This is a genomic window from Paenibacillus sp. FSL R7-0179 (assembly GCF_038002265.1).
GTDB lineage: Bacteria > Bacillota > Bacilli > Paenibacillales > Paenibacillaceae > Paenibacillus_AQ.
Genome location: NZ_JBBOCC010000001.1, coordinates 2,627,176 through 2,646,008, shown reverse-complemented (window position 1 = coordinate 2,646,008; position 18,833 = coordinate 2,627,176). Strand labels below are relative to the sequence as shown.

Below are 18,833 nucleotides of genomic sequence, written 5' to 3'. Positions count from 1 at the left end.
ACTACTGCACCTCCGCTTTCTCTTCCTCATAGGTGTATGTGGGATAGGACCCCAGAATCCGTACCTGACAGCCCAAGGCTTTGATCTCTTCGATCGCGCCCGGTAGCAGTACCGACTCTATCGGTTCCAGCACATCAATATAGAAATAATAAGTACCCAGCTTCTTCTTCGTCGGCCTTGATTCAATACGGGACAAGTTCAGCTTACGCCAGGCAAAAGCAGCCAATACCTGATGCAGGGCACCAGGGAAATCCTCAGGCAGCGTAACAAGAATACTCGTCTTGTCTCCACTGCTCTTCTGCGGAAGCTCCAGCTTCTGCGGGCCCACCAGGACAAACCGCGTGTAATTGTTATTATGATCCGTAATCTGTCGTTCCACAACCTCCAGTCCGTGCGTAGCGGCTCCAAGTGCGGTACCGATGGCAGCCCAGCCTTTGCCGGGATTGCCCTTCACAATCTCCACCGCTTCAGAGGTGCTTCCCACAGACTCCAGCTCAGCCCAGGGCATAGCCTTACGGATGAACTGCGTGCATTGGGCCATAGCCACCGGATGGGACAAGATTTTGACAATCTTCGTATAATCCTTATCCCCGTTCTCCTTCGTGAACTCCTGCGGACAGCTGATCAGATTCTGTATCGACGGGAAAATCCACTCCGCCTGCATCGGCAGGTTCACTTCATTAATGAGCCAGTCGATATGCAGGCTGACCGAGCCTTCTATCGTGTTCTCAATCGGAATGACACTGTAATCGGTGACTCCGCCAGCCGTGGACAGGAAGACATCGGAGATGAGCTTATGATGCTCCAGATGAACAGGGTTACCGCCAAATAAATGCAGCAGCGCTTCATGCGAGACAGAACCCTGAGGCAATAACGCTATCGATTTCATGGCTGTAATTCTCCTTTTATCATATCCAAAAATGATTCGTTGTGCATCCCGTTTCTTTCAAGCAGCTCCGCAGTGACACCTGTGGTGCATGGGGACAGCCATACGGTACGGGCAGAGATCCCGTTCTCCTGCATGGTCTCTGTCAAAAACAGCTCCAGCTCCTGCTTCCGCTGCTCGCTGCGGTCCACCATACATAACAGAGTCGGGCCAGCACCGCTGAGCGCAATCCCCAGCGCGCCGTGGCCCGGAGCTTCAGCCAGCAGCTTCTCCATTCCCGGCACCAGCGGTGCACGGTAGGGCTGATGCAGCCTATCCTGCATCGCTGTACCAATCAGATCCAGACGTCCTGCGGCTAACGCTGCAGTGAGCAGTGAGGTACGGCTGATGTTATGGACAGCATCACTGACCGTAACCTCAGCAGGCAGCACACCTCTTGCCTTGACAGTCTCCAGCTCGAATTCAGGGATGACCACAAGCACTTCAAGCTCCTGAGGAGGCTCGATCCGGATGTAATCGGCATGTTCGCCGTCCCACACGGCCGTAATAATTCCCCCGAACAGCGAGGCCCCGACATTATCGGGATGCTTCTCGATCGCTGTAGCCATATCGAACAGCTTCGCCTGACTCAGCGGTGAACCTATCATAGCATTCGCCGCAGCCAGCGCGCCAATAATGGCCGAAGCACTGCTGCCAAGCCCGCGGGTCAGCGGGATTTCCGAATACATGGAGATGGACAACTCCGGAACCTGAACCCCGGCCTCTGCAAAGACCATTTGCGCAACCTTGTAGAGCAGATTGCTTTTGTCCCGGGGAACGCCGGCCATCTCATCTCCATGCAGCTGAAATACCGTTTCAGCGGCTTCCTCCATTTCAATCCAGGCATACAGCGACAGAGCCATGCCCAGCGTATCGAAGCCCGGACCGAGATTGGCGGTACTCGCAGGGACCTTCACTCTAGACCTTCCGTAAATACTCATGGCGGGTAAATCTCCTTCATTATATTTGCGCGCAGGGCTGTGTTCCAGGGAACCTGCGATATTTAGCCTTCTACACGGTAATGGCTTTTGATGCGGTGAATGACATTCAGTTGTTCCAGGTGGCGCAGCACTTTGTTCATACTGGCTCTGCTGGCGTTATGGGTGACAATGATAATTTCGGCATCAGGATTATTAGGATTGGCCTGCTGCACTACGGAATCCAGACTCACATCATATTCGGCAAACACCTGGGTAATCTTCGCCAGTACCCCGGCCTTGTCGTCGACATGGAGCAGGAGGAAGTTTTTGTAATAGATATCCTCGTCGCTCTTCAGCTTCTTCTGCTTATACGGCACAATCTGCTTAAGCCCGTTGACCCCCAGCTTCAGGTTCTTGATGACCGCCACCAGATCCGCCACAATCGAGGTTGCCGTAGGCATCGCCCCTGCCCCCGCACCGTAGAACATCGTCTCTCCTACAGCCTCACCATATACATATACCGCATTAAACACACCGTTAACGGAGGCAATCGGGTGGTTCGTACGGATCATCGTCGGCTGAACGCTAATGCTGAATTCTTCATCCTGGCGTTCAGCGATCCCGAGCAGCTTCATCTCGTATCCCAGCCGTTTGGCAAAAGCCATATCCTCCTTGCTGACCGAGGAAATTCCGCTTACACTGACGTCGCTCAGCTCCACATTTGTCCGGAAGCCCAGCGTGCCCAGAATGGCCATCTTGCGGGCTGCATCCAGCCCCTCCACATCGGAGGTCGGATCAGACTCGGCGTACCCCAGCTCCTGCGCTTCCTGCAGGACGTCCGCGTAAGATGCGCCTTCCTGGCTCATTTTGCTGAGGATGTAGTTGGTTGTCCCGTTCACGATCCCCATAATCTTCATAATCTTATCCGAGGAAAAGCCTTCGATCAGGGTGCGGATAATCGGAATGCCTCCCGCCACACTCGCCTCATAGAACACATCGCACTGCTTCTCCTGCGCCTTAGCCAGAATCTCCGAGCCGTGCAGGGCCATCAGGTCCTTATTGGCGGTTACGATATGCTTGCCGCGCTCCAGCGCCTCCAGAATGTACTCCTTCGTCCCTGCGATCCCGCCCATGACCTCAACAATAACATCAATCTCTGGGTCACGGATAACCGCCCATGGATCATCGGTAATCTTGGACGGGTCCACTTCAATATCACGCGGCTTCTCCGTATTCTTCACGGCAATACGTTCAATCAGAATCGGCGAGCCCACCTGGCTGCTCAAATCCTCCTGATTCCCTTCCACAATACGGACAACGCCCGTACCCACAGTACCCAGACCCAGCAGACCTACTCTAACCGGCTTCATTCGTATTCTCACCCCTGACCAATAATTAACGCACGCTTCACACCGGGAATTGCCTTGAGACTATCCAGCAAATCGCCCAGCTCTTCATTCAGATGGGAGATCTCGACAGAGATCACCACGTTGGCCCGCCCTTGCAGCGGGATACTCTGATGGATTGTCAGCACATTCGCCCCGTGGACCGCCACGGAACCGAGCACCTTGGACAGCATACCCGACTCGTGCTCCAGATCAATCGAGATCGTCACAATGCGCTCGCGCTCCAGCTGATGAATTAAGTGTATCCCATCTTTGTATTTATAAAAAGCACTGCGGCTAAGCCCGACCTGTTCCACGCCCTCGTGTACGGTTTTGGCATCTCCTGCTTCCAGCAGCTGTTTGACCTGCATGGTCTTCAGCACCGCATCGGGCAATATGTCCTCCCGGACCAAATAATAGCGTTCTTTCACGAACGTCCTCACCCCAAAGACTTTTGTATGTACATAGTGGACATTATACGGGATTGAAGGCTTTTATTGCAATAACTTTCTGCAAACAAGCGAAAAAGGCTATTCCCCCTATCATCTAGGAGGAACAGCCTTCTGAAAAAAGTAATACTTACCGCGCATGCTCAGCTGTAAGCAATGGTCGTCCCGCAGTAATCACAGCTGGTGGACTGGTTAGGAGCTACTGTATTCTGTGCCCCGCAGCCCGGGCAGCGTACCGATTTCGGTAGTTGCTGCGGACCGCCCTGCTGATGTTGCGGTCCGCCGGCAGGCGGCGAGAACGGAGATGACGCCGCCTGGCCTCCCTGCGCCGCCGAAGCTGCTTCATCCGCCCCTTCATGAAAGAGGAGGCCGGAGTCCAGCACTCCATACTTCTGCAGATAGAGGAGGTCTCTGTTCACATCCGCTTCGCTCTGTCCGCTCCGGTCTGCCAGATCTCCGGTATAGCGGACTCTCTCCACCGTGATCAGATGTACATACTGATTGGCGAGCTGCGAGAAGCGGAATCTGGCCTTGGCTGCGCTTCTGGCAAATACGGCCGCAGGCAGAAGAGAAACCAATGCGAAGAGGATTAACATGGTAATCAGGGTTGCCGCGTCAATCCCGTCTTCACTGAAGATGGAATAGACGACAATTCCCATCAACTGCACGAAGCCGCCCACAAACACATGAAGCATCAGATTATAATTGACAGCCTTGCGGTAATTTTTATAGTGGGTACTCAACATTCGTACCAGTGCAAGCATAAGCCCCAACGGCATAAACAAATATCCTGCACCGATAGTTACAACATCCAAAGTAGTCCGCTCATACTTAGGCAGACTATCAGACGGTTGCCCTTCCCGGCCCGGCAGCAGTCCGCCCGGCTGATTCCCTATCCCCATTGCTGTCTACTCCTCCTATTTAAGCGCCGCCAGCTCCAGGTTACGCCGCTGGAGCGTGCCGGCAATACTCCCGGTTAATTCTTCTGTCTCCGTGTCCCAGCTGGCCGGCAGCTCCTTCAGGACAAGCAGCAGCGCCACATGGTCATGCAGCAGAGAGATCTGCTGCCTAATGATATCTTCCGTTGCATATAGTCCCGGTCTCGATACCGGGTCACTGTAGAGGAATTTCTCCTCCAGAGCCCCGATCAGCTCCACCAGCCTGCCTGCTTCAGGATGCTTCCAGCTGCCAGCAATCCCTCTGATCTCCTGCAGCTCCTGCATATGACTACGCAGGCTCCGCGAAGCGTCCGCAGCCCTGCGCTCCCCGGAGGCGGCATTCCAGCCATATCCCGCTGTAGCTGCAAGCACGATCACAGCCATAATCAGGATAAGCAGCTGCTCTCCAGCATACCAGAGCGGGCTCAGCTCCAGAATCCAGTCCAGCAGAATAGCCGAAGCTAGTACCGCAGCCAGATAGAAGGCTATAATTACAACTCCGCTGATGAATACTGGCGAAGTCCTGCCTGCTTCAGGAGCACGGCTTAGCCATAGCATACAATATACGTAAACCACAGTCTCTGCCATACCTACAGCAAGCAGAGTCACTACGAAGCGCAGCAGCGATTCCGAGAATCCAAATGTGAAGAAGGTGCCCGCAGTAACTGCCAGAACAGCAACATAAATGCCAGTGACAAGACCGGTATATGACCTCTGCCTCTGCATTCCGTTCACCCGTTAGCCGCTCTGGTACCGCACTCTGGACAGAATTTCTGTCCGGGCTTCAGCTCATGCCCGCAGCCTGCACATTTCAGGATCAGGCCTTCTCCGCAATGCGGACAGAATTTGGCACTAGGGATGACCGCCTTGCCGCAGCTAGGACATACCTTATTCTCCGCTTCCGGCGGCGGTTGCAGACTGCGGCCGCAGCCGGTACAGAAGCGTGCATCTGCCGGATTAAGGGTTCCACAGCCCGAGCAGGATTTAGAAGCAGCAGATGCCGGCTGGCTGCCCGTACTGCCGTCCAGGGACATGCTCCGGGTCATCCGGGTGGCTATCTCAGCCGCAGGTCCGGCCAGCCCGAAGCCCATGCCGAGCCCCAGCCCCGCATTCATCATGCCCACGCCTGCGTTGCCCGGATTGCCTGCGGCCTCCTCCATAGCATCGAAGCTACGTTCCTGCTGATAGGTGAAGCCGATAATGTCCATCTCCGCTTTTTTGGCCAAGGCCTCCTTAAGGCGCTGCGTTGCCGGATCATCATCGGGAATATTGATCGAGTCAATATAGAAATTATTAAGCTCAATCCCGCTGTCCAGGAACGTGGAGAATAAGCGCCCTTGAATGTGCTTGGAGATTTCAACCACGTAGGCATTGATCTCCAGGATGCTGATTTTTTTGTGTACCAGATAAGAAGATATGAGTTCATTAATATTGGACATCAGCAGCCCGCGGAAATAGTTGATCATTGTATCCTGATCGAAGACCGGCAGTGTCCCTACCAGCTTCAGCAGGAATTTGCGGGGATCTTCGATCCGCACGCCAAACTGTCCGAAGGCACGGACCGCTACCATGATCTTGTATTTAGGGTCCTGCAGCTGAAGCGGTGCACTGGTCCCCCACTTCACATTCATGGAGTTTATCTTGTTCACAAACCATATCTCTGCGGTGAATGGAGACTTGCCGCCGAACGGCAGGTTCACCACATTCGACAAAATTGGAATATTCGCTGTGCTTAAGGTGTGGCGTCCGGCTGTGAAGGAATCCAGCGCCTCTCCACCCTTGAACAAAATCGCTTCCTGAGATTCATTTACGATCAGCTGTGTCCAGGTCCCCAGCTCCTGATTCGGATACTTCCAGGCGAAGACACCCGGAGGTCCGTCATATTTGACTACTTCAATAATTGCCATCTGTCCATTCCCTCTTTCCTGACAGGTATGTATGATATACGCAGATTACACCCTTTGGATTCAACTTAACATCACTTATATAATGATTGTAGTAAATTAATCCAGATATATAAAGAAAACTTTATTAATATAAATGGCTAAACCCTCTGTGAAGCCCACCTGACTCCCATTAAAAAAGGCCGCATCCCCCTCTCGGAAGATACAGCCGGTATACTTGAGTCTCTATTAATAGTAGCTGCTGTTCTCGACAAATTCGAATTCAAAATCAGCAATGCGCACGATTGTACCTTCAACAGCGCCGCGTCTGCGCAGTTCGGCATCCACACCCATGTGACGCAAAGTACGGGCCAGCCTGAGAATGGCATCATGTGTGCTTAGCTGCATTCTCTTAATCATCCGCTCAATCCGCGGACTGTTGACTACAAAGGCCTCGTTGTCACGGGTAATCGTGAATGAGTTATCCTCTTCCGCTTCGAGCTTATACACCTTGCGCTCTTTGCCGGCTACTTCTTCAACCACCGGAGCCACAGGAATACTGTCAAGAATATCTGTAGCACGGTAGAGCAGCTCCTGAACGCCCTGACGGGTCAGGGAAGAGATCGGCATAATCTCAAGGTCCGGACGAAGCTCCGCGATACGTTCACGGAAGGAAGCCAGGTTCTCCTCGGAATCAGGCATATCCATCTTGTTCGCCGCCACGATCTGCGGACGGTCAATCAGCGCCGCATTGTATTGCTTCAGCTCATCATTAATCAGTACCCAATCTTCAAAAGGATCGCGGCCTTCCGAGCCGGACATATCCACGACATGAATGATGATACGCGTGCGTTCAACGTGGCGCAGGAACTCATGCCCCAGGCCCACTCCTTCACTCGCGCCTTCAATCAGTCCAGGCAGATCCGCCATTACAAAGCTGCGGCCATCCCCGACATCAACTACACCCAGATTCGGGGTAATCGTGGTAAAGTGGTACGCTCCGATCTTCGGCTGGGCAGCAGATACGACCGACAGCAGCGTAGATTTACCTACGCTAGGGAAGCCTACAAGGCCTACGTCGGCCATGACCTTCAGCTCCATTACGATGTACCGCTCCTGGCCCTCTTCCCCATTCTCAGCCAGCTCCGGCGCTGTATTGTTCGCCGTCGCAAACCGGGTATTACCCCGGCCTCCCCGGCCTCCGCGGGCCACTACAACCTGTTGTCCATGACGGGTTAGGTCGGCAAGGATCTCCTGGGTATCATCATCAATCAACACAGTTCCTGGTGGAATCCGCACGATCATATGCTCGGCGTTTGCCCCGTGCTGGCTCTTGTTGCGTCCCTTAACTCCCTTATCGGCCTTGAAGTGCCGCTGATAACGGAAATCCATCAGGGTCCGCAAGCCTTCATCCACGCGGAAAATCACATCTCCCCCACGGCCGCCATCGCCGCCGGCAGGACCGCCATCCGGTACATATTTCTCCCGGCGAAACGCTACGAGACCATCTCCGCCGTCTCCGCCTTTTACATAAACCTTAGCCTTATCTACGAACATAAATGTTCACCTTCCTTACATCTCCAGCGGTAACCGCAGTTCCAAATAACCCTTGGCAGGCTGAACCTGCTCCGCCTTCATGATTTTTCCTTGTACTATATTATAAATTTGCTCCTGAAGCAGTTCGGGATTCCCTTGTTCTCCCTCACCTTTGAAAGAGATCAGAATGTCCCTGCCCTCCTGTGAAAAGCTGAGTTCAAGCTTCCGCGTGTCTCCATGCTGTGTTATTCCGCTGTACTGGTACGCCCTGACCGTCTGCATAATGACCGAAGTCAGCTCAGCCCCTGCCTCAGGACTCAGCTTGTCCTCCAGCTGGAGCTCTTCTTCCACCTGTATGTCCAGCTCCAGACTGCTTCTGAACGTACGGAAGGATTGCAGGTAGAACACCAGGGAAGGCACTCCCAATTTGGCAATACGGCTGTCGAGCGCAATACGCTCCTTTATTCTTTCCACACATTGTACGGATTTATCAGGCTTGCCCAGCTGGATATATCCGTAAAGCACCTGCAGATCATTCATCCAGTCATGACGATGATGATTCAGTGTCCGGTTTGCCGCCTGCTGCAGAGTATTCTCCTGTATACGCAGTTCCTCTTCATATTGACGCCGGTTGTAAACAAAGCTGAATGCAAGCACTGCCGCTACCCAGACTCCGAGCAGCAGGCATGTGAAAAGGGAGGTTTGCCAATACACGAGACCTAAAGGAAGCACTGCGGATAACATGACTGCCCAGACCTTACTTTTCCAGGATTTCATTCCTTCTCCCCGTCCCTTGGTTCGCAAAATTGTTTCCAATGTAAGCACTGCTTATCTTGCTTCATATTCACCATTTCCCAGTATAACACAGGCTTTCTCTGCAATCACCAGAATCCCGTCACAAAGTGGGGCTTAAGCTTCGATGCTTACTCAGGTGCTTTATAAGGACCCCGAAACATATAGATTCACTTTACATTTCAAAAAAAGCCCCCGGCACTGATGCCGGAGGCTTCTCATCTTCATAGGTTCCGTAAGCTTACGCTTCCAGTGCCGCTGCTACCGGAGCGACATCCACCGGATATACGCTCACTTTTTTGCGGTCGCGTCCCCAACGTTCGAACTTCACTACGCCATCCACAAGTGCGAACAGTGTGTCATCTTTACCGATGCCCACGTTCGTGCCCGGGTGGATTTTGGTTCCGCGTTGACGAACCAAGATGTTGCCGCCGGTTACTGCTTGACCGTCAGCCCGTTTCACGCCAAGACGCTTAGAGTGGGAATCACGTCCGTTCTTTGTGGAACCTACACCTTTTTTCGATGCGAATAATTGAAGATCCAATTTCAACATGTTGTCAACCTCCTTCTTCAAATGATAACTTCCTGTATCTGAATATATTTCTTATAGGATTTAGCAATATCCTTGAGCATCAGCACCATGGATTCCAGCAAGAGCTGTACCTTGGCGGAGACTTCGGAATCATTCACGGGAACCAGCGTTCCGCTTAAGAACCCATCCTTCATCGAAGTATCCAGAACTACACCCGTCAGGCTCTCAATCGCATTCACTGTTCCAACGGTAACCGTCGAAACACCCGCGCAGACGATATCCCTGCCATTCCTTGCGTATTCCGCATGCCCCTTGACGGCAAAACCGACAATGACACCCTGAGCAGAAGCCCGTGTAATCCGCACGTTAATCATTAACGCACCTTCTTACGCTTGAATCTTCTCGATAGTTACTTTGGTGTACGGTTGACGATGGCCTTGCTTCTTGTGGTAGTTCTTCTTAGGTTTGTATTTGTAAACTACAACCTTCTGTCCCTTACCATGTTTCTCGACTTTGGCTGTTACAGACGCGCCGCTTACCAGCGGAGTTCCTGCAGTCAAACCACCTTCGTTAGAAACAGCCAAGACACGGTCAAACGTTACGCTTGCGCCGTCTTCAGCTTCCAGCTTCTCAATGAACAAAACATCGCCCTCTTGGACTTTGTATTGTTTACCGCCAGTTTCGATAATTGCATACATTGTACTTGCACCTCCTCATGTCTCAGACTCGCCTAGTCAAGGTGGCAATCCCCGGAGGAATCACGCTTCATCTACCCGATCGGAGCGGTTACAGCATGTGCAGGAATGGAACAACCAAACACATACTTGAAGATATTATCACACATATGGGTCCTAGTCAATATCCCCTTACAAAACATATACAACCTGACTGTCTCTTCCTACTCCAGCCAAGTCCCGACCTTGCCTGTACCGCCGCAGCACTGGCAGATCACCGGGGCAAACCCCGCGGAATCATGTCTGGCCTTCTTACGGGTCATCTCCAGCAGACCGAGATGGGTCCAGCCGAGAATATGCGTCTTGGTCCGGTCGCGGCTGATAATGCTCTCCAGCTTGTCCGTCACCTGCCTGCGGTGCTCTTCCCGTTCCATATCAATGAAATCAACAATAATAATACCGCCTGTATCCCGGAGCCGGACAAGCCGCCCGATCTCCTCCGCAGCCAGCAGGTTAGTACGTGTTACTGTATCCTCAAGGTTCGTCCCGCCGGTGTACTGCGCTGTGTTAACATCAATCACAGTCAGGGCTTCTGTCTCGTCCCAGATCAGCGTAGCGCCGCCTTCGAGGATGATTTTACGGCTGAAGCTCTTGTGCAGCTGATCCGTCACCCCGTAAGCAGAGAAAATGGGCTCCTGTCCCCTGTAGAATCCCACAGGCTTGTACCCTTCCGGAGCCATATCCGTCAGGAAGGCTTCCGCTTCCTTAACCGCCTTGGCCGAATCAATCATCAGCTCATCACGCTGCGGATTGAAGGCATCCCGGATGAACCGCTGGACGATGCTCAGATCACAGTGCAGCAGAGCCGGCGCCTCCACTTCCTGGGAACGCCGGGTAATCACTTCCCACTGCGCCCGCAGAAAAGCCAGATCTCCCTCCACGGCTTCCACCGGCTCATCCTCGGAGACGGTGCGCATAATGAGTCCTTCCTCACCCTGACGCAGCCGCTCGCCGATGCCTTTAAGCCGGCTGCGCTCGGATTCCCGGCATATTTTCTTGGAGACCCCGACATATTCGGCAAAGGGCATGTACACCATCCAGCGTCCGGGCAGCGTATAATGCGTGGTTACCCGCGCGCCCTTGCCGCCCCGCGGTTCTTTTCTCACCTGAACCACAATCTCCTGACCGGGCTGCAGCAGCGTCTCAATCGAAGGCTTGACGGCCGGCTGCTTGTCCAGATGGGGATGGAGTACATCATCTACGTATAGAAATGCATTCTTTTTCTGTCCGATATCTACAAAGGCCGCCTGCATACCAGGCAGCACATTCATTACCCGGCCTTTATAATAACTCCCGACCAGACCCTGCTGCTGATCGCGTTCAGCCGCATATTCCACCAGCCTCCCGTTCTCCAGAAGTGCCATGCGGGTAATATGCTGTGTACAGTGAACGATCATTTGTTTCATGGCTTCACCTCTGGTTTGAATCGTTTCTCGCTTGTTACTTTCCGAAATACGAAGCAATCAGACGCTGCTCCGGCACAACGGCTACGATATCCCTATCGTTGTTCATCACATAGATATAATGATAATGGTTACGTTTAAATAGACGCAATATCTCATCCAAAGGTTTCGCGAGCGTGGCAACTATTGGGCGGGCAATGTTCTCCGCCACTAGATACCGCTCATAAATCCGCTCACGGTTCATCAAAAACCCGACAAACCGGTACGGCAAATTGCGCTGGTCCGTCCAATTAGAATAGAGCAGAAACGCTCCGATCATGAGGAGGTTAAGCCGGAGTCCATCTCCGTTCCCAAGCGGAAGCAGAGCGAACCCTATCACAAGCAGACTGGCCGCAATGCTGACTCTGCCGGTCCACAGCAGTGTGTAATAATACGGAAGCAGCAGACTCAGGGCCGCCTGAAGAATTTTGCCACCGTCCAGCGGAAGCACCGGAAGCAGATTGAATAGAGCGATCATGGCATTAGCTCCGATAAAATAATCCAGATAGGCGATATTTCCATACTCCACCTGCTTAAGCGCCAGCGCCATCAGAATCATAATTCCGTTCTGCAGCGGACCAGCCAGGGCAATCCCGATCTCACGGACAGCTGTAAGCCGTCCATGATCCTCTATAACCGCAACGCCGCCGAATGGCAGAAGCTCCACCGATCTGACGGTAACGCCGGCCAGCAGCGCCGCACATACATGTCCAAGCTCATGAATGAATACGATCAGGAACAAGGTGAGCAGCTCCAGGAACTGTCCGGTAAGCACGGAGACCATGAGAATCAGCACGAAGAGCGGATGCAGTGACAATTCAATGCCGAAGACCCTAATCAAACGATACCACTTCGGCCGGATCAATATAAGTCTTGTCTTTCATAACTGCAAAAAACAGCAACGGGACCCGGGCATCCTCCGTCCCCTGAATCCAGCCTATTTCGTCTCCGCTCTGCACCCAGTCATCCACTGCGAGCCGTGTCCCGCTAAGATGACCGTATTCTGCCGTGATCTCCCCGGTATGCCGGACCGTAATACGGATGCCTCCCCGGGCTTCCTTCGAAACGGCCAGCACACGGCCCGTATCTACACTTTTCACCGTGACGCTGGCACTTGAATCGTCTGCCGGTATAATTTCGATGCCATTAAGCGAAGCAGCAAAGGGACGAACAATGCTTCCTGCAAGCGGAGCGCTAAGCTCATGAGCAGCCGTCACCTTCTCCGCCGGTACCTGTTCATCTCCGAAAATCGGAATAAAGGACGGGGCTCCATTGAAATGTTCCTCGTACCACACCTGTGCTGCTGCAAAATCCATATCATTGCTGAGGATGTCTGTAACAAAGTACTGTGCCTTCACTGCCCACGGCTCCTGCACGGCAAAAATGCCCCATACAGCGCCGAAGACCAGCAGACTGGCCACCGTCCGCCGCAGCAGACCAGCACGGAAGCCCTGCCCCGGTCCCTTGCTGCCTTCATCTTCCCAGTGGTTGCGCTGCTGCTTCCACATTGTCTCGGGGTCAGGCTCAAGGGAAGAGTCAAATTCATTCCTGTCCCCAGCCCCCCATGCTCTGAATGAGGAAGGACTGCCCGGCAGACCGAGCCGCTCTGGTGCTGGTGCTGCTCCGGCTGCCGGCTTCTCCTCCAGCAGATTTTGTATACGTTTCTTACGGCGGTTCTTGGACTCTCTCGGGTATTTCATATTGATCCCTCCGGCGGGCTTGTTTTACTTCCATTTTATGAGTGGCGGAAGCCGCTTTAGAACAAGCCCTGTCCAAGTTACTGCACAACAAAAATAAGCCCGCCAGCGATTTCTCGTCAGCGGGCTCCTACGGAAGAATGCCATATATAAGTGCCTGGCCGGGATTCAGCCCATTCCAAAAAATTTCTTGAGCTTCTTGAAGGCGCCCGTCTTCTGATCAAGCTGCATCAGCGGCACCGCATCGCCCAGAATACGCCGGGCAATATTACGGTAAGCTATCGCAGCCAAGGAGTCCGGATTCATCACGGTAGGCTCTCCGTTGTTCGCCGCCCGGATGACCTGTTCATCATCGGGTACAATCCCGATCAGATCGATATTCAGCACCTGCAGAATGTCTTCAATATCAAGCATATCCCCGGACTTGATCAAGCCCTGACGAATCCGGTTGACCACCAGCTTCGGAGATTCCACCGCTGACTGCTCCAAGAGACCGATAATCCGGTCTGCATCCCGTACCGCAGCATGCTCCGGAGTGGTGACTACAATTGCTTTGTCGGCACCGGCAACCGCATTGCGGAAGCCGTGCTCAATGCCGGCCGGACAATCGATCAGAATATATTCATACTCCTTCTTGAGCTCCAGAATGATATCCCTAACCTGCTCCGGCGTAACTGCAGTCTTGTCCTTGGTCTGGGCAGCGGGCAGCATGTACAGCTCATCGAAGCGCTTGTCCTTGACCAGCGCCTGATTCAGCCGGCAGCGGCCCTCTGCCACATCGACCAGATCATAGATAATCCGGTTCTCCAGCCCCATGACAACATCCAGATTCCGCAGTCCAATGTCCGTATCCACCAGACATACTTTTTTGCCCTGCAGGGCAAGCGCGGTCCCAATGTTGGCTGTTGTGGTTGTCTTGCCAACTCCGCCTTTACCCGAGGTTACGACAATCGCTTCTCCCATGGAGGCTACACCCCTTTAAACACATTTAAATCCTGACGTAACTTCACTATATTATGAATTTTGTCGATTTGCATAGCACCGCCCGATAAATAGGCAAATTCCATACTGCTCTCCCGGGTTCCCCATTCATCAGGCGGTCTGCTGATAATCTCAGCAATCCGGAGTTGGGTAGGCGCCAGAAGAGAAGCGGCAATAATGGCCTCCTGGTTACCGTTGATTCCGGCGTGTGCCATTCCTTTGAGTGCACCAAGAATATAGATATCTCCTGAACAGGTAATCGTGCCTCCCGGATTCACATCGCCGAGGAACAGCAGATTGCCCTCATGATGCAGTACCTGGCCCGAGCGGAGCATTCCGCTCATCATGAACAAGGCCTCTGTATCCTTCTCTTCAGGATCTTCAATAGCTTCAACCGAACGGATCAACAGATTTCCCTGACTCTTGAGGATCTCAAGTACCGCCTCTTTATCTTCTTCGGTAACAGCACGGTTGCCCAGCTTAATATCCACATGCACAATCGGTCCGGTCAGAATATTTTGATGGCTGTGCTCCAGCTTGTAGCGAAGCTCGCTTAAGAGATCTTCAAAGGGACACTTGTCGTCTAGCAGGAATACCAGGCCATCCTTGATGCCCTTAATCCTTACGTGCTTGGATTTAACTGTCATATGCCTGTCCCCCTATCCTCATTCATTCGTGCCGGGCCGGGCAAATTCCTTCTTTGGGCGATAAGAAAAAACCGCTGCCGCTTAGGCAGCTTCCTCATCAAGTGTCTCTTTCTTCAGCAGCTCCAGCTGTCGCCGGAGCGGAATGTAGAGAAGCAGGCCTGCAGCAAAATGAATGAGCATGGTAGGCAGCATATGATGCAAGAGCGCCCAATTATATGGCTCCTGGCTTAGATTAAACACATTATAGATGGCAAAAAGAATGCTGTCTTCCAGCAGACTGCCCAGCAGCACCACTGTCATCATAAGCGGCAGCGGCGCGCGGGGAATCTGGAATATCAGCCCGATCAGGTACGCAGATAGGCCCATAGCGAAGGAATGAGCACCCAGTATGCGACCATAGAAGACCACATCATGCAGCATACCGAACGATAAGCCCAGAATAAGCGCTGTATGCCGGTGATGGTATACCGTTACGAACAGAATGACGATGAAGACGAGATTAGGAATAATCCGCATCTGCCAGCCGTCAGGAATCAGCCAGGGAAGCACTGTGCCTTCCAGAATAAATAAAATGAATAACAAAAGTACCAGGACAGGTCTGCGCATCCTCACTATTCTACACGCTCCTCCGTATAGACAACGAAGAGTTCCTTCCAGTCCTGGAATCCTGCCGCCGGCTTGATAATCGCTGTAGAGGTTAATCCGAATTGTCCGATCTTCACTTCTTTCACCGTACCGATAGGCATACCGCGCGGATAGCGTCCGCCAATCCCAGAGGAGATAATGACATCATCCTTGGCAATCGGATCGCCTACGGGGATTTTGTTCATCAGCAGCATCCCGGTCTGCTGGTCATAGCTCTCAATCATTCCAAAGGTCTTGCCTTCCTTGTTAACAGCGGTTGCTGCTATAGGAGGCTGTGAGTTGGGGTCGTTGATATCCATCATCGTCATCAGCTTCACGGTAGAGGTGAAGTTACTTACATTGCTTATAACTCCTACAAGCCCCTCGATAGAAGTTACGGACATATTCAGTCTAATGCCATCTTTCGCACCCAAATCAATAACAAGTGTATTATTCCCCGGTTCTGTCGTAACACTGACCACATTGGAGATCAGATATTCATATTTATACATGTTCTTTTGAGCTTTAGTGAATTGAAGATCCTTTTCATATTCTTCATTCTTGGCTTTAATGAAATTAAATTGCGCCTTATCCCGGGCGTACTGTGCAGCCAAAATCTTAAGCCGCTTGTTCTCTTCGGCCATTTCGCGGAGATTGCCAATATCTTCGAAGAAGCCCGCTACGTATCCAGCGGGCTTGTAGAACAATTTCTGCACGAATCCGGTCGTATCTCTGAGGAAATTCTCCGGCCAGGACAGGGTCTTCCTCTGCCCCAGGCTGAAGCCCATCAGAACGATAAACGTAACCAGCGTAATCAGCAATATAAACAGTCGTTTATTGTTAAACAGCTTGAACAATCTCGAGCACCCTCTAATAACCGTATTTCTCCAACCTCAGGGGTTGACGTTCACAGTCCGCATGTTCCTAGCGTTTGGAGCGGAGACCCGAACTGCTGCGGCTCTTGAACAAGTGGATATTCTCCAGCGCCTTGCCTGTGCCGATTGCAACACAGTCCAGCGGATTCTCGGCCACAATCACCGGCATTCCGGTCTCACGCGCCAGCAGCTTGTCCAGGTTGCGCAGAAGTGCGCCGCCGCCCGTAAGCACAATGCCGCGGTCCATAATATCGGCGGCCAGCTCCGGCGGACATTTCTCCAGCGTAACCTTCACGGCTTCAACAATTGCATTCACAGTGTCGGACAGAGCCTCACAGATTTCATCGGAGGTAATGGTCAGCGTCTTCGGCAGACCGGTTACCAGATCGCGTCCGCGGATCTCCATCGTCTCAGCCTTCTCAAGCGGCAGGGCGGAGCCCACATCCATCTTAAGCTGCTCGGAGGTGCGTTCACCGATCATAAGGTTATACTGGCGCTTGATGTATTGGATGATAGACTCATCCGCATCATCTCCAGCGACACGTACAGAACGGCTGGTAACAATACCGCCGAGTGAGATTACCGCAACCTCGGTAGTTCCGCCGCCGATATCTACAACCATACTGCCGGTTGGTTCCCATACCGGAAGATCTGCACCGATCGCAGCAGCGAATGGCTCCTCGATAATATAAGCTTCCCGTGCTCCGGCCTGCTTCGTAGCATCCTCGACCGCACGTTGTTCAACGGCTGTAATTCCGGAGGGCACACACACCATGACATTCGGATGGCGCTGGAACATCGAGCGCTGCTTCTGGGCCTGGCGGATGAAATATTTGATCATGGTTGCTGTAGTATCGAAATCAGCGATGACCCCGTCCTTCATTGGACGGATGGCACGGATGTTGCCCGGCGTGCGTCCGATCATTTTTTTGGCAGATTCCCCTACGGCTTCAATCGTCTTGCTATCTGTATTAATGGCTACCACGGACGGCTCTCTGACAACAATCCCTTTACCGCGCACGTAGACAAGCGTATTCGCTGTCCCCAAGTCAATTCCTAAGTCTTTCGTAAAACCACCTAACATCTTGTATGCTCCTTTTCCATGTGAATCTAGACAATTGTATTACATGTAGCCTTTCTCTTTCAAACTTACGTAGCTGCCGTCTCCGATCACCAGATGATCCAGCACATCAATGCCGACAATCTCGCCTGCCTGCATCAGCCTTGCGGTCAGGGAGATGTCTTCAGGGCTCGGCGTAGGATCACCGCTCGGATGATTATGTGCGCATATAATTGCTGCGCTGCTGCATTTCATGGCTGCCCGGAACACCTCGCGGGGATGCACAATGGAGGCATTAAGGCTACCCATGGACAATGTTTCCTGCGCAATAACATGATTCTTCGTATTCAGGAACAGGCAGATAAAATGCTCCTTCTGCAAATAACGCAGCTGTTCGGTCAGAATCTCCGCCGCGTCCTGGGGACTGCGGATAATAACCGGTTCGGTAAGCCGGGAATTCGCCATGCGTCTTCCCAGCTCTATGCCTGCTTTGAGTTGCACGGCCTTGACAGGGCCGATGCCGTTGATTGTTGTCAATTCTTCAATGCTCAGATCCGCCAGTCCGCGGAGACCGCCTGCATGGCTCAAGAGCCGCTGGGCGATAAGAAGGGCTGATTCACGGTGCGCACCTGTGCGCAGCAGAATAGCCAGAAGCTCCGCTTGACTTAATGATTCCGCCCCATAATGCATCATGCGCTCTCGTGGTCGTTCTTCATGGGGGAGGTCACGCAGCATAAATGTTTGCGACTCCATCCCTAACCTTCTTTCTTCGGCTACCCTTACCGGTTCAGCACTGAAATGCCAAACCCGGACAACATGCCGCTCAGCAGTGACAGCGGCAGACCGACCACGTTAAAATAGCAGCCTTCAATTTCTTCCACCAGGGTGGCGCCCAGTCCTTGTATCGCGTAAGAGCCGGCTTTGTCGGCAGGCTCCCCGGTCGCTATGTAGGCGGAGATTTCCTCTTCGCTCATTGCTCTCATAGTTACAGAGGTTACCCTATGATCTACCAGGGTACGTCCCTCTGCGGAACCGATGCAGGCCACCCCGGTGTATACCTGATGCGTCCGGCCTTGCAGCATCTCCAGCATTCTGGCGCTGTCCTGCTCATCCGCCGGCTTGCCGAGCACCATTCCGTCAAGCACAACAATCGTGTCGCTGCCGATAATAACGGCATCACGGTCTCCGGCAACAGGAACCACAGCTTCTGCCTTACGCAGAGCCAGATTCCGTACAATAGCTTCAAGATTCCATTCGGGCGGTGTACTCTCATCAGCATCACTGGACAGCACCTCGAAAGGCAGTCCAAGCGAGGCTAACAGCTCACGCCGCCGCGGTGAACCTGAAGCCAGAATAATATGCCGTGAATTGTCATGCTCCACTGTAATTACGTCCCTTCCTGATGCTGCCAGC

22 protein-coding genes are annotated in these 18,833 nt (G+C 52.8%); all 22 read right to left on the bottom strand.

The window, feature by feature from the left end; genetic code table 11:
- Position 1 precedes the first annotated feature (1 nt).
- Positions 2 to 889, bottom strand: coding sequence for a prephenate dehydratase (pheA, locus tag MKX63_RS11780; protein WP_341017243.1), 888 nt, complete (start codon positions 887 to 889; stop codon positions 2 to 4).
- Positions 886 to 1,866 carry a homoserine kinase gene (gene thrB, locus MKX63_RS11775; RefSeq protein ID WP_341017241.1) on the bottom strand — a complete coding sequence of 327 codons (981 nt, stop codon included), beginning with the start codon at positions 1,864 to 1,866 and terminating at the stop codon, positions 886 to 888. The genes pheA and thrB overlap by 4 nt, the downstream gene beginning before the upstream one ends.
- A 62-nt stretch (positions 1,867 to 1,928) precedes the next feature.
- Positions 1,929 to 3,215, bottom strand: a complete 1,287-nt coding sequence (locus tag MKX63_RS11770) for a homoserine dehydrogenase (RefSeq protein ID WP_341017239.1) — start codon at positions 3,213 to 3,215, stop codon at positions 1,929 to 1,931.
- Between the two features lie 8 nt (positions 3,216 to 3,223).
- Positions 3,224 to 3,661 carry an ACT domain-containing protein gene (locus MKX63_RS11765; protein WP_036698990.1) on the bottom strand — a complete coding sequence of 146 codons (438 nt, stop codon included), beginning with the start codon at positions 3,659 to 3,661 and terminating at the stop codon, positions 3,224 to 3,226.
- A 161-nt stretch (positions 3,662 to 3,822) separates the two neighbouring features.
- Positions 3,823 to 4,581 carry a hypothetical protein gene (locus tag MKX63_RS11760; RefSeq protein WP_341017237.1) on the bottom strand — a complete coding sequence of 253 codons (759 nt, stop codon included), beginning with the start codon at positions 4,579 to 4,581 and terminating at the stop codon, positions 3,823 to 3,825.
- A 15-nt stretch (positions 4,582 to 4,596) separates the two neighbouring features.
- Positions 4,597 to 5,352: a hypothetical protein gene (locus MKX63_RS11755; protein ID WP_341017235.1), complete on the bottom strand. Its 756-nt coding sequence runs from the start codon at positions 5,350 to 5,352 to the stop codon at positions 4,597 to 4,599.
- Positions 5,349 to 6,524: an SPFH domain-containing protein gene (locus tag MKX63_RS11750; protein ID WP_341017234.1), complete on the bottom strand. Its 1,176-nt coding sequence runs from the start codon at positions 6,522 to 6,524 to the stop codon at positions 5,349 to 5,351. Before MKX63_RS11750 ends, MKX63_RS11755 begins: the two co-directional genes overlap by 4 nt.
- Before the next feature lie 225 nt (positions 6,525 to 6,749).
- Positions 6,750 to 8,057 carry a GTPase ObgE gene (gene obgE / locus MKX63_RS11745; RefSeq protein ID WP_341017233.1) on the bottom strand — a complete coding sequence of 436 codons (1,308 nt, stop codon included), beginning with the start codon at positions 8,055 to 8,057 and terminating at the stop codon, positions 6,750 to 6,752.
- 15 nt (positions 8,058 to 8,072) lie between these two features.
- A complete protein-coding gene (locus tag MKX63_RS11740) occupies positions 8,073 to 8,813 on the bottom strand; it encodes a Spo0B domain-containing protein (RefSeq protein ID WP_341017231.1) in 741 nt (246 codons plus the stop codon).
- A gap of 256 nt (positions 8,814 to 9,069) precedes the next feature.
- Positions 9,070 to 9,381 carry a 50S ribosomal protein L27 gene (rpmA, locus tag MKX63_RS11735; protein WP_020429282.1) on the bottom strand — a complete coding sequence of 104 codons (312 nt, stop codon included), beginning with the start codon at positions 9,379 to 9,381 and terminating at the stop codon, positions 9,070 to 9,072.
- A 17-nt stretch (positions 9,382 to 9,398) separates the two neighbouring features.
- Positions 9,399 to 9,734, bottom strand: coding sequence for a ribosomal-processing cysteine protease Prp (locus MKX63_RS11730; RefSeq protein WP_341017229.1), 336 nt, complete (start codon positions 9,732 to 9,734; stop codon positions 9,399 to 9,401).
- Positions 9,735 to 9,746: 12 nt separating this feature from the next.
- Positions 9,747 to 10,058 carry a 50S ribosomal protein L21 gene (rplU, locus tag MKX63_RS11725; RefSeq protein WP_341017227.1) on the bottom strand — a complete coding sequence of 104 codons (312 nt, stop codon included), beginning with the start codon at positions 10,056 to 10,058 and terminating at the stop codon, positions 9,747 to 9,749.
- 200 nt (positions 10,059 to 10,258) lie between these two features.
- Positions 10,259 to 11,500: an Rne/Rng family ribonuclease gene (locus MKX63_RS11720; RefSeq protein WP_341017226.1), complete on the bottom strand. Its 1,242-nt coding sequence runs from the start codon at positions 11,498 to 11,500 to the stop codon at positions 10,259 to 10,261.
- Between the two features lie 34 nt (positions 11,501 to 11,534).
- Positions 11,535 to 12,377: a M50 family metallopeptidase gene (locus MKX63_RS11715; RefSeq protein WP_341017224.1), complete on the bottom strand. Its 843-nt coding sequence runs from the start codon at positions 12,375 to 12,377 to the stop codon at positions 11,535 to 11,537.
- Positions 12,370 to 13,236: a M23 family metallopeptidase gene (locus tag MKX63_RS11710; RefSeq protein ID WP_341017222.1), complete on the bottom strand. Its 867-nt coding sequence runs from the start codon at positions 13,234 to 13,236 to the stop codon at positions 12,370 to 12,372. The genes MKX63_RS11715 and MKX63_RS11710 overlap by 8 nt, the downstream gene beginning before the upstream one ends.
- Positions 13,237 to 13,401: 165 nt before the next feature.
- On the bottom strand, positions 13,402 to 14,196 hold the full coding sequence (gene minD, locus MKX63_RS11705) for a septum site-determining protein MinD (protein WP_341017221.1): 795 nt from the start codon (positions 14,194 to 14,196) through the stop codon (positions 13,402 to 13,404).
- A gap of 5 nt (positions 14,197 to 14,201) precedes the next feature.
- The gene (gene minC, locus MKX63_RS11700) at positions 14,202 to 14,861 is read right to left on the bottom strand and encodes a septum site-determining protein MinC (protein ID WP_036698972.1); all 660 of its coding nucleotides are present in this window, start codon (positions 14,859 to 14,861) and stop codon (positions 14,202 to 14,204) included.
- A gap of 81 nt (positions 14,862 to 14,942) precedes the next feature.
- The gene (gene mreD, locus MKX63_RS11695; protein WP_340752103.1) at positions 14,943 to 15,473 is read right to left on the bottom strand and encodes a rod shape-determining protein MreD; all 531 of its coding nucleotides are present in this window, start codon (positions 15,471 to 15,473) and stop codon (positions 14,943 to 14,945) included.
- Positions 15,473 to 16,342, bottom strand: a complete 870-nt coding sequence (gene mreC, locus MKX63_RS11690; protein ID WP_341017219.1) for a rod shape-determining protein MreC — start codon at positions 16,340 to 16,342, stop codon at positions 15,473 to 15,475. The genes mreD and mreC overlap by 1 nt, the downstream gene beginning before the upstream one ends.
- Before the next feature lie 67 nt (positions 16,343 to 16,409).
- Complete coding sequence (locus tag MKX63_RS11685) at positions 16,410 to 17,444, bottom strand: rod shape-determining protein (RefSeq protein ID WP_036698969.1); 1,035 nt, start codon at positions 17,442 to 17,444, stop codon at positions 16,410 to 16,412.
- Positions 17,445 to 17,483: 39 nt separating this feature from the next.
- Entirely contained in the window at positions 17,484 to 18,173 is a 690-nt protein-coding gene (gene radC, locus MKX63_RS11680; RefSeq protein ID WP_341017218.1) for a RadC family protein, read from the bottom strand.
- Between the two features lie 26 nt (positions 18,174 to 18,199).
- Positions 18,200 to 18,802, bottom strand: coding sequence for a Maf family protein (locus MKX63_RS11675; RefSeq protein ID WP_341017216.1), 603 nt, complete (start codon positions 18,800 to 18,802; stop codon positions 18,200 to 18,202).
- Between the last annotated feature and the right edge of the window lie 31 nt (positions 18,803 to 18,833).

Coding starts and splice junctions, on each gene's coding strand:
- pheA (WP_341017243.1), bottom strand. CDS start 889: ATGAAATCGATAGCGTTATTGCCTCAGGGTTCTGTCTCGCATGAAGCG.
- thrB (WP_341017241.1), bottom strand. CDS start 1,866: ATGAGTATTTACGGAAGGTCTAGAGTGAAGGTCCCTGCGAGTACCGCC.
- MKX63_RS11770 (WP_341017239.1), bottom strand. CDS start 3,215: ATGAAGCCGGTTAGAGTAGGTCTGCTGGGTCTGGGTACTGTGGGTACG.
- MKX63_RS11760 (WP_341017237.1), bottom strand. CDS start 4,581: ATGGGGATAGGGAATCAGCCGGGCGGACTGCTGCCGGGCCGGGAAGGG.
- MKX63_RS11750 (WP_341017234.1), bottom strand. CDS start 6,524: ATGGCAATTATTGAAGTAGTCAAATATGACGGACCTCCGGGTGTCTTC.
- obgE (WP_341017233.1), bottom strand. CDS start 8,057: ATGTTCGTAGATAAGGCTAAGGTTTATGTAAAAGGCGGAGACGGCGGA.
- MKX63_RS11740 (WP_341017231.1), bottom strand. CDS start 8,813: ATGAAATCCTGGAAAAGTAAGGTCTGGGCAGTCATGTTATCCGCAGTG.
- rpmA (WP_020429282.1), bottom strand. CDS start 9,381: ATGTTGAAATTGGATCTTCAATTATTCGCATCGAAAAAAGGTGTAGGT.
- MKX63_RS11730 (WP_341017229.1), bottom strand. CDS start 9,734: ATGATTAACGTGCGGATTACACGGGCTTCTGCTCAGGGTGTCATTGTC.
- rplU (WP_341017227.1), bottom strand. CDS start 10,058: ATGTATGCAATTATCGAAACTGGCGGTAAACAATACAAAGTCCAAGAG.
- MKX63_RS11720 (WP_341017226.1), bottom strand. CDS start 11,500: ATGAAACAAATGATCGTTCACTGTACACAGCATATTACCCGCATGGCA.
- MKX63_RS11710 (WP_341017222.1), bottom strand. CDS start 13,236: ATGAAATACCCGAGAGAGTCCAAGAACCGCCGTAAGAAACGTATACAA.
- minD (WP_341017221.1), bottom strand. CDS start 14,196: ATGGGAGAAGCGATTGTCGTAACCTCGGGTAAAGGCGGAGTTGGCAAG.
- minC (WP_036698972.1), bottom strand. CDS start 14,861: ATGACAGTTAAATCCAAGCACGTAAGGATTAAGGGCATCAAGGATGGC.
- MKX63_RS11685 (WP_036698969.1), bottom strand. CDS start 17,444: ATGTTAGGTGGTTTTACGAAAGACTTAGGAATTGACTTGGGGACAGCG.
- radC (WP_341017218.1), bottom strand. CDS start 18,173: ATGGAGTCGCAAACATTTATGCTGCGTGACCTCCCCCATGAAGAACGA.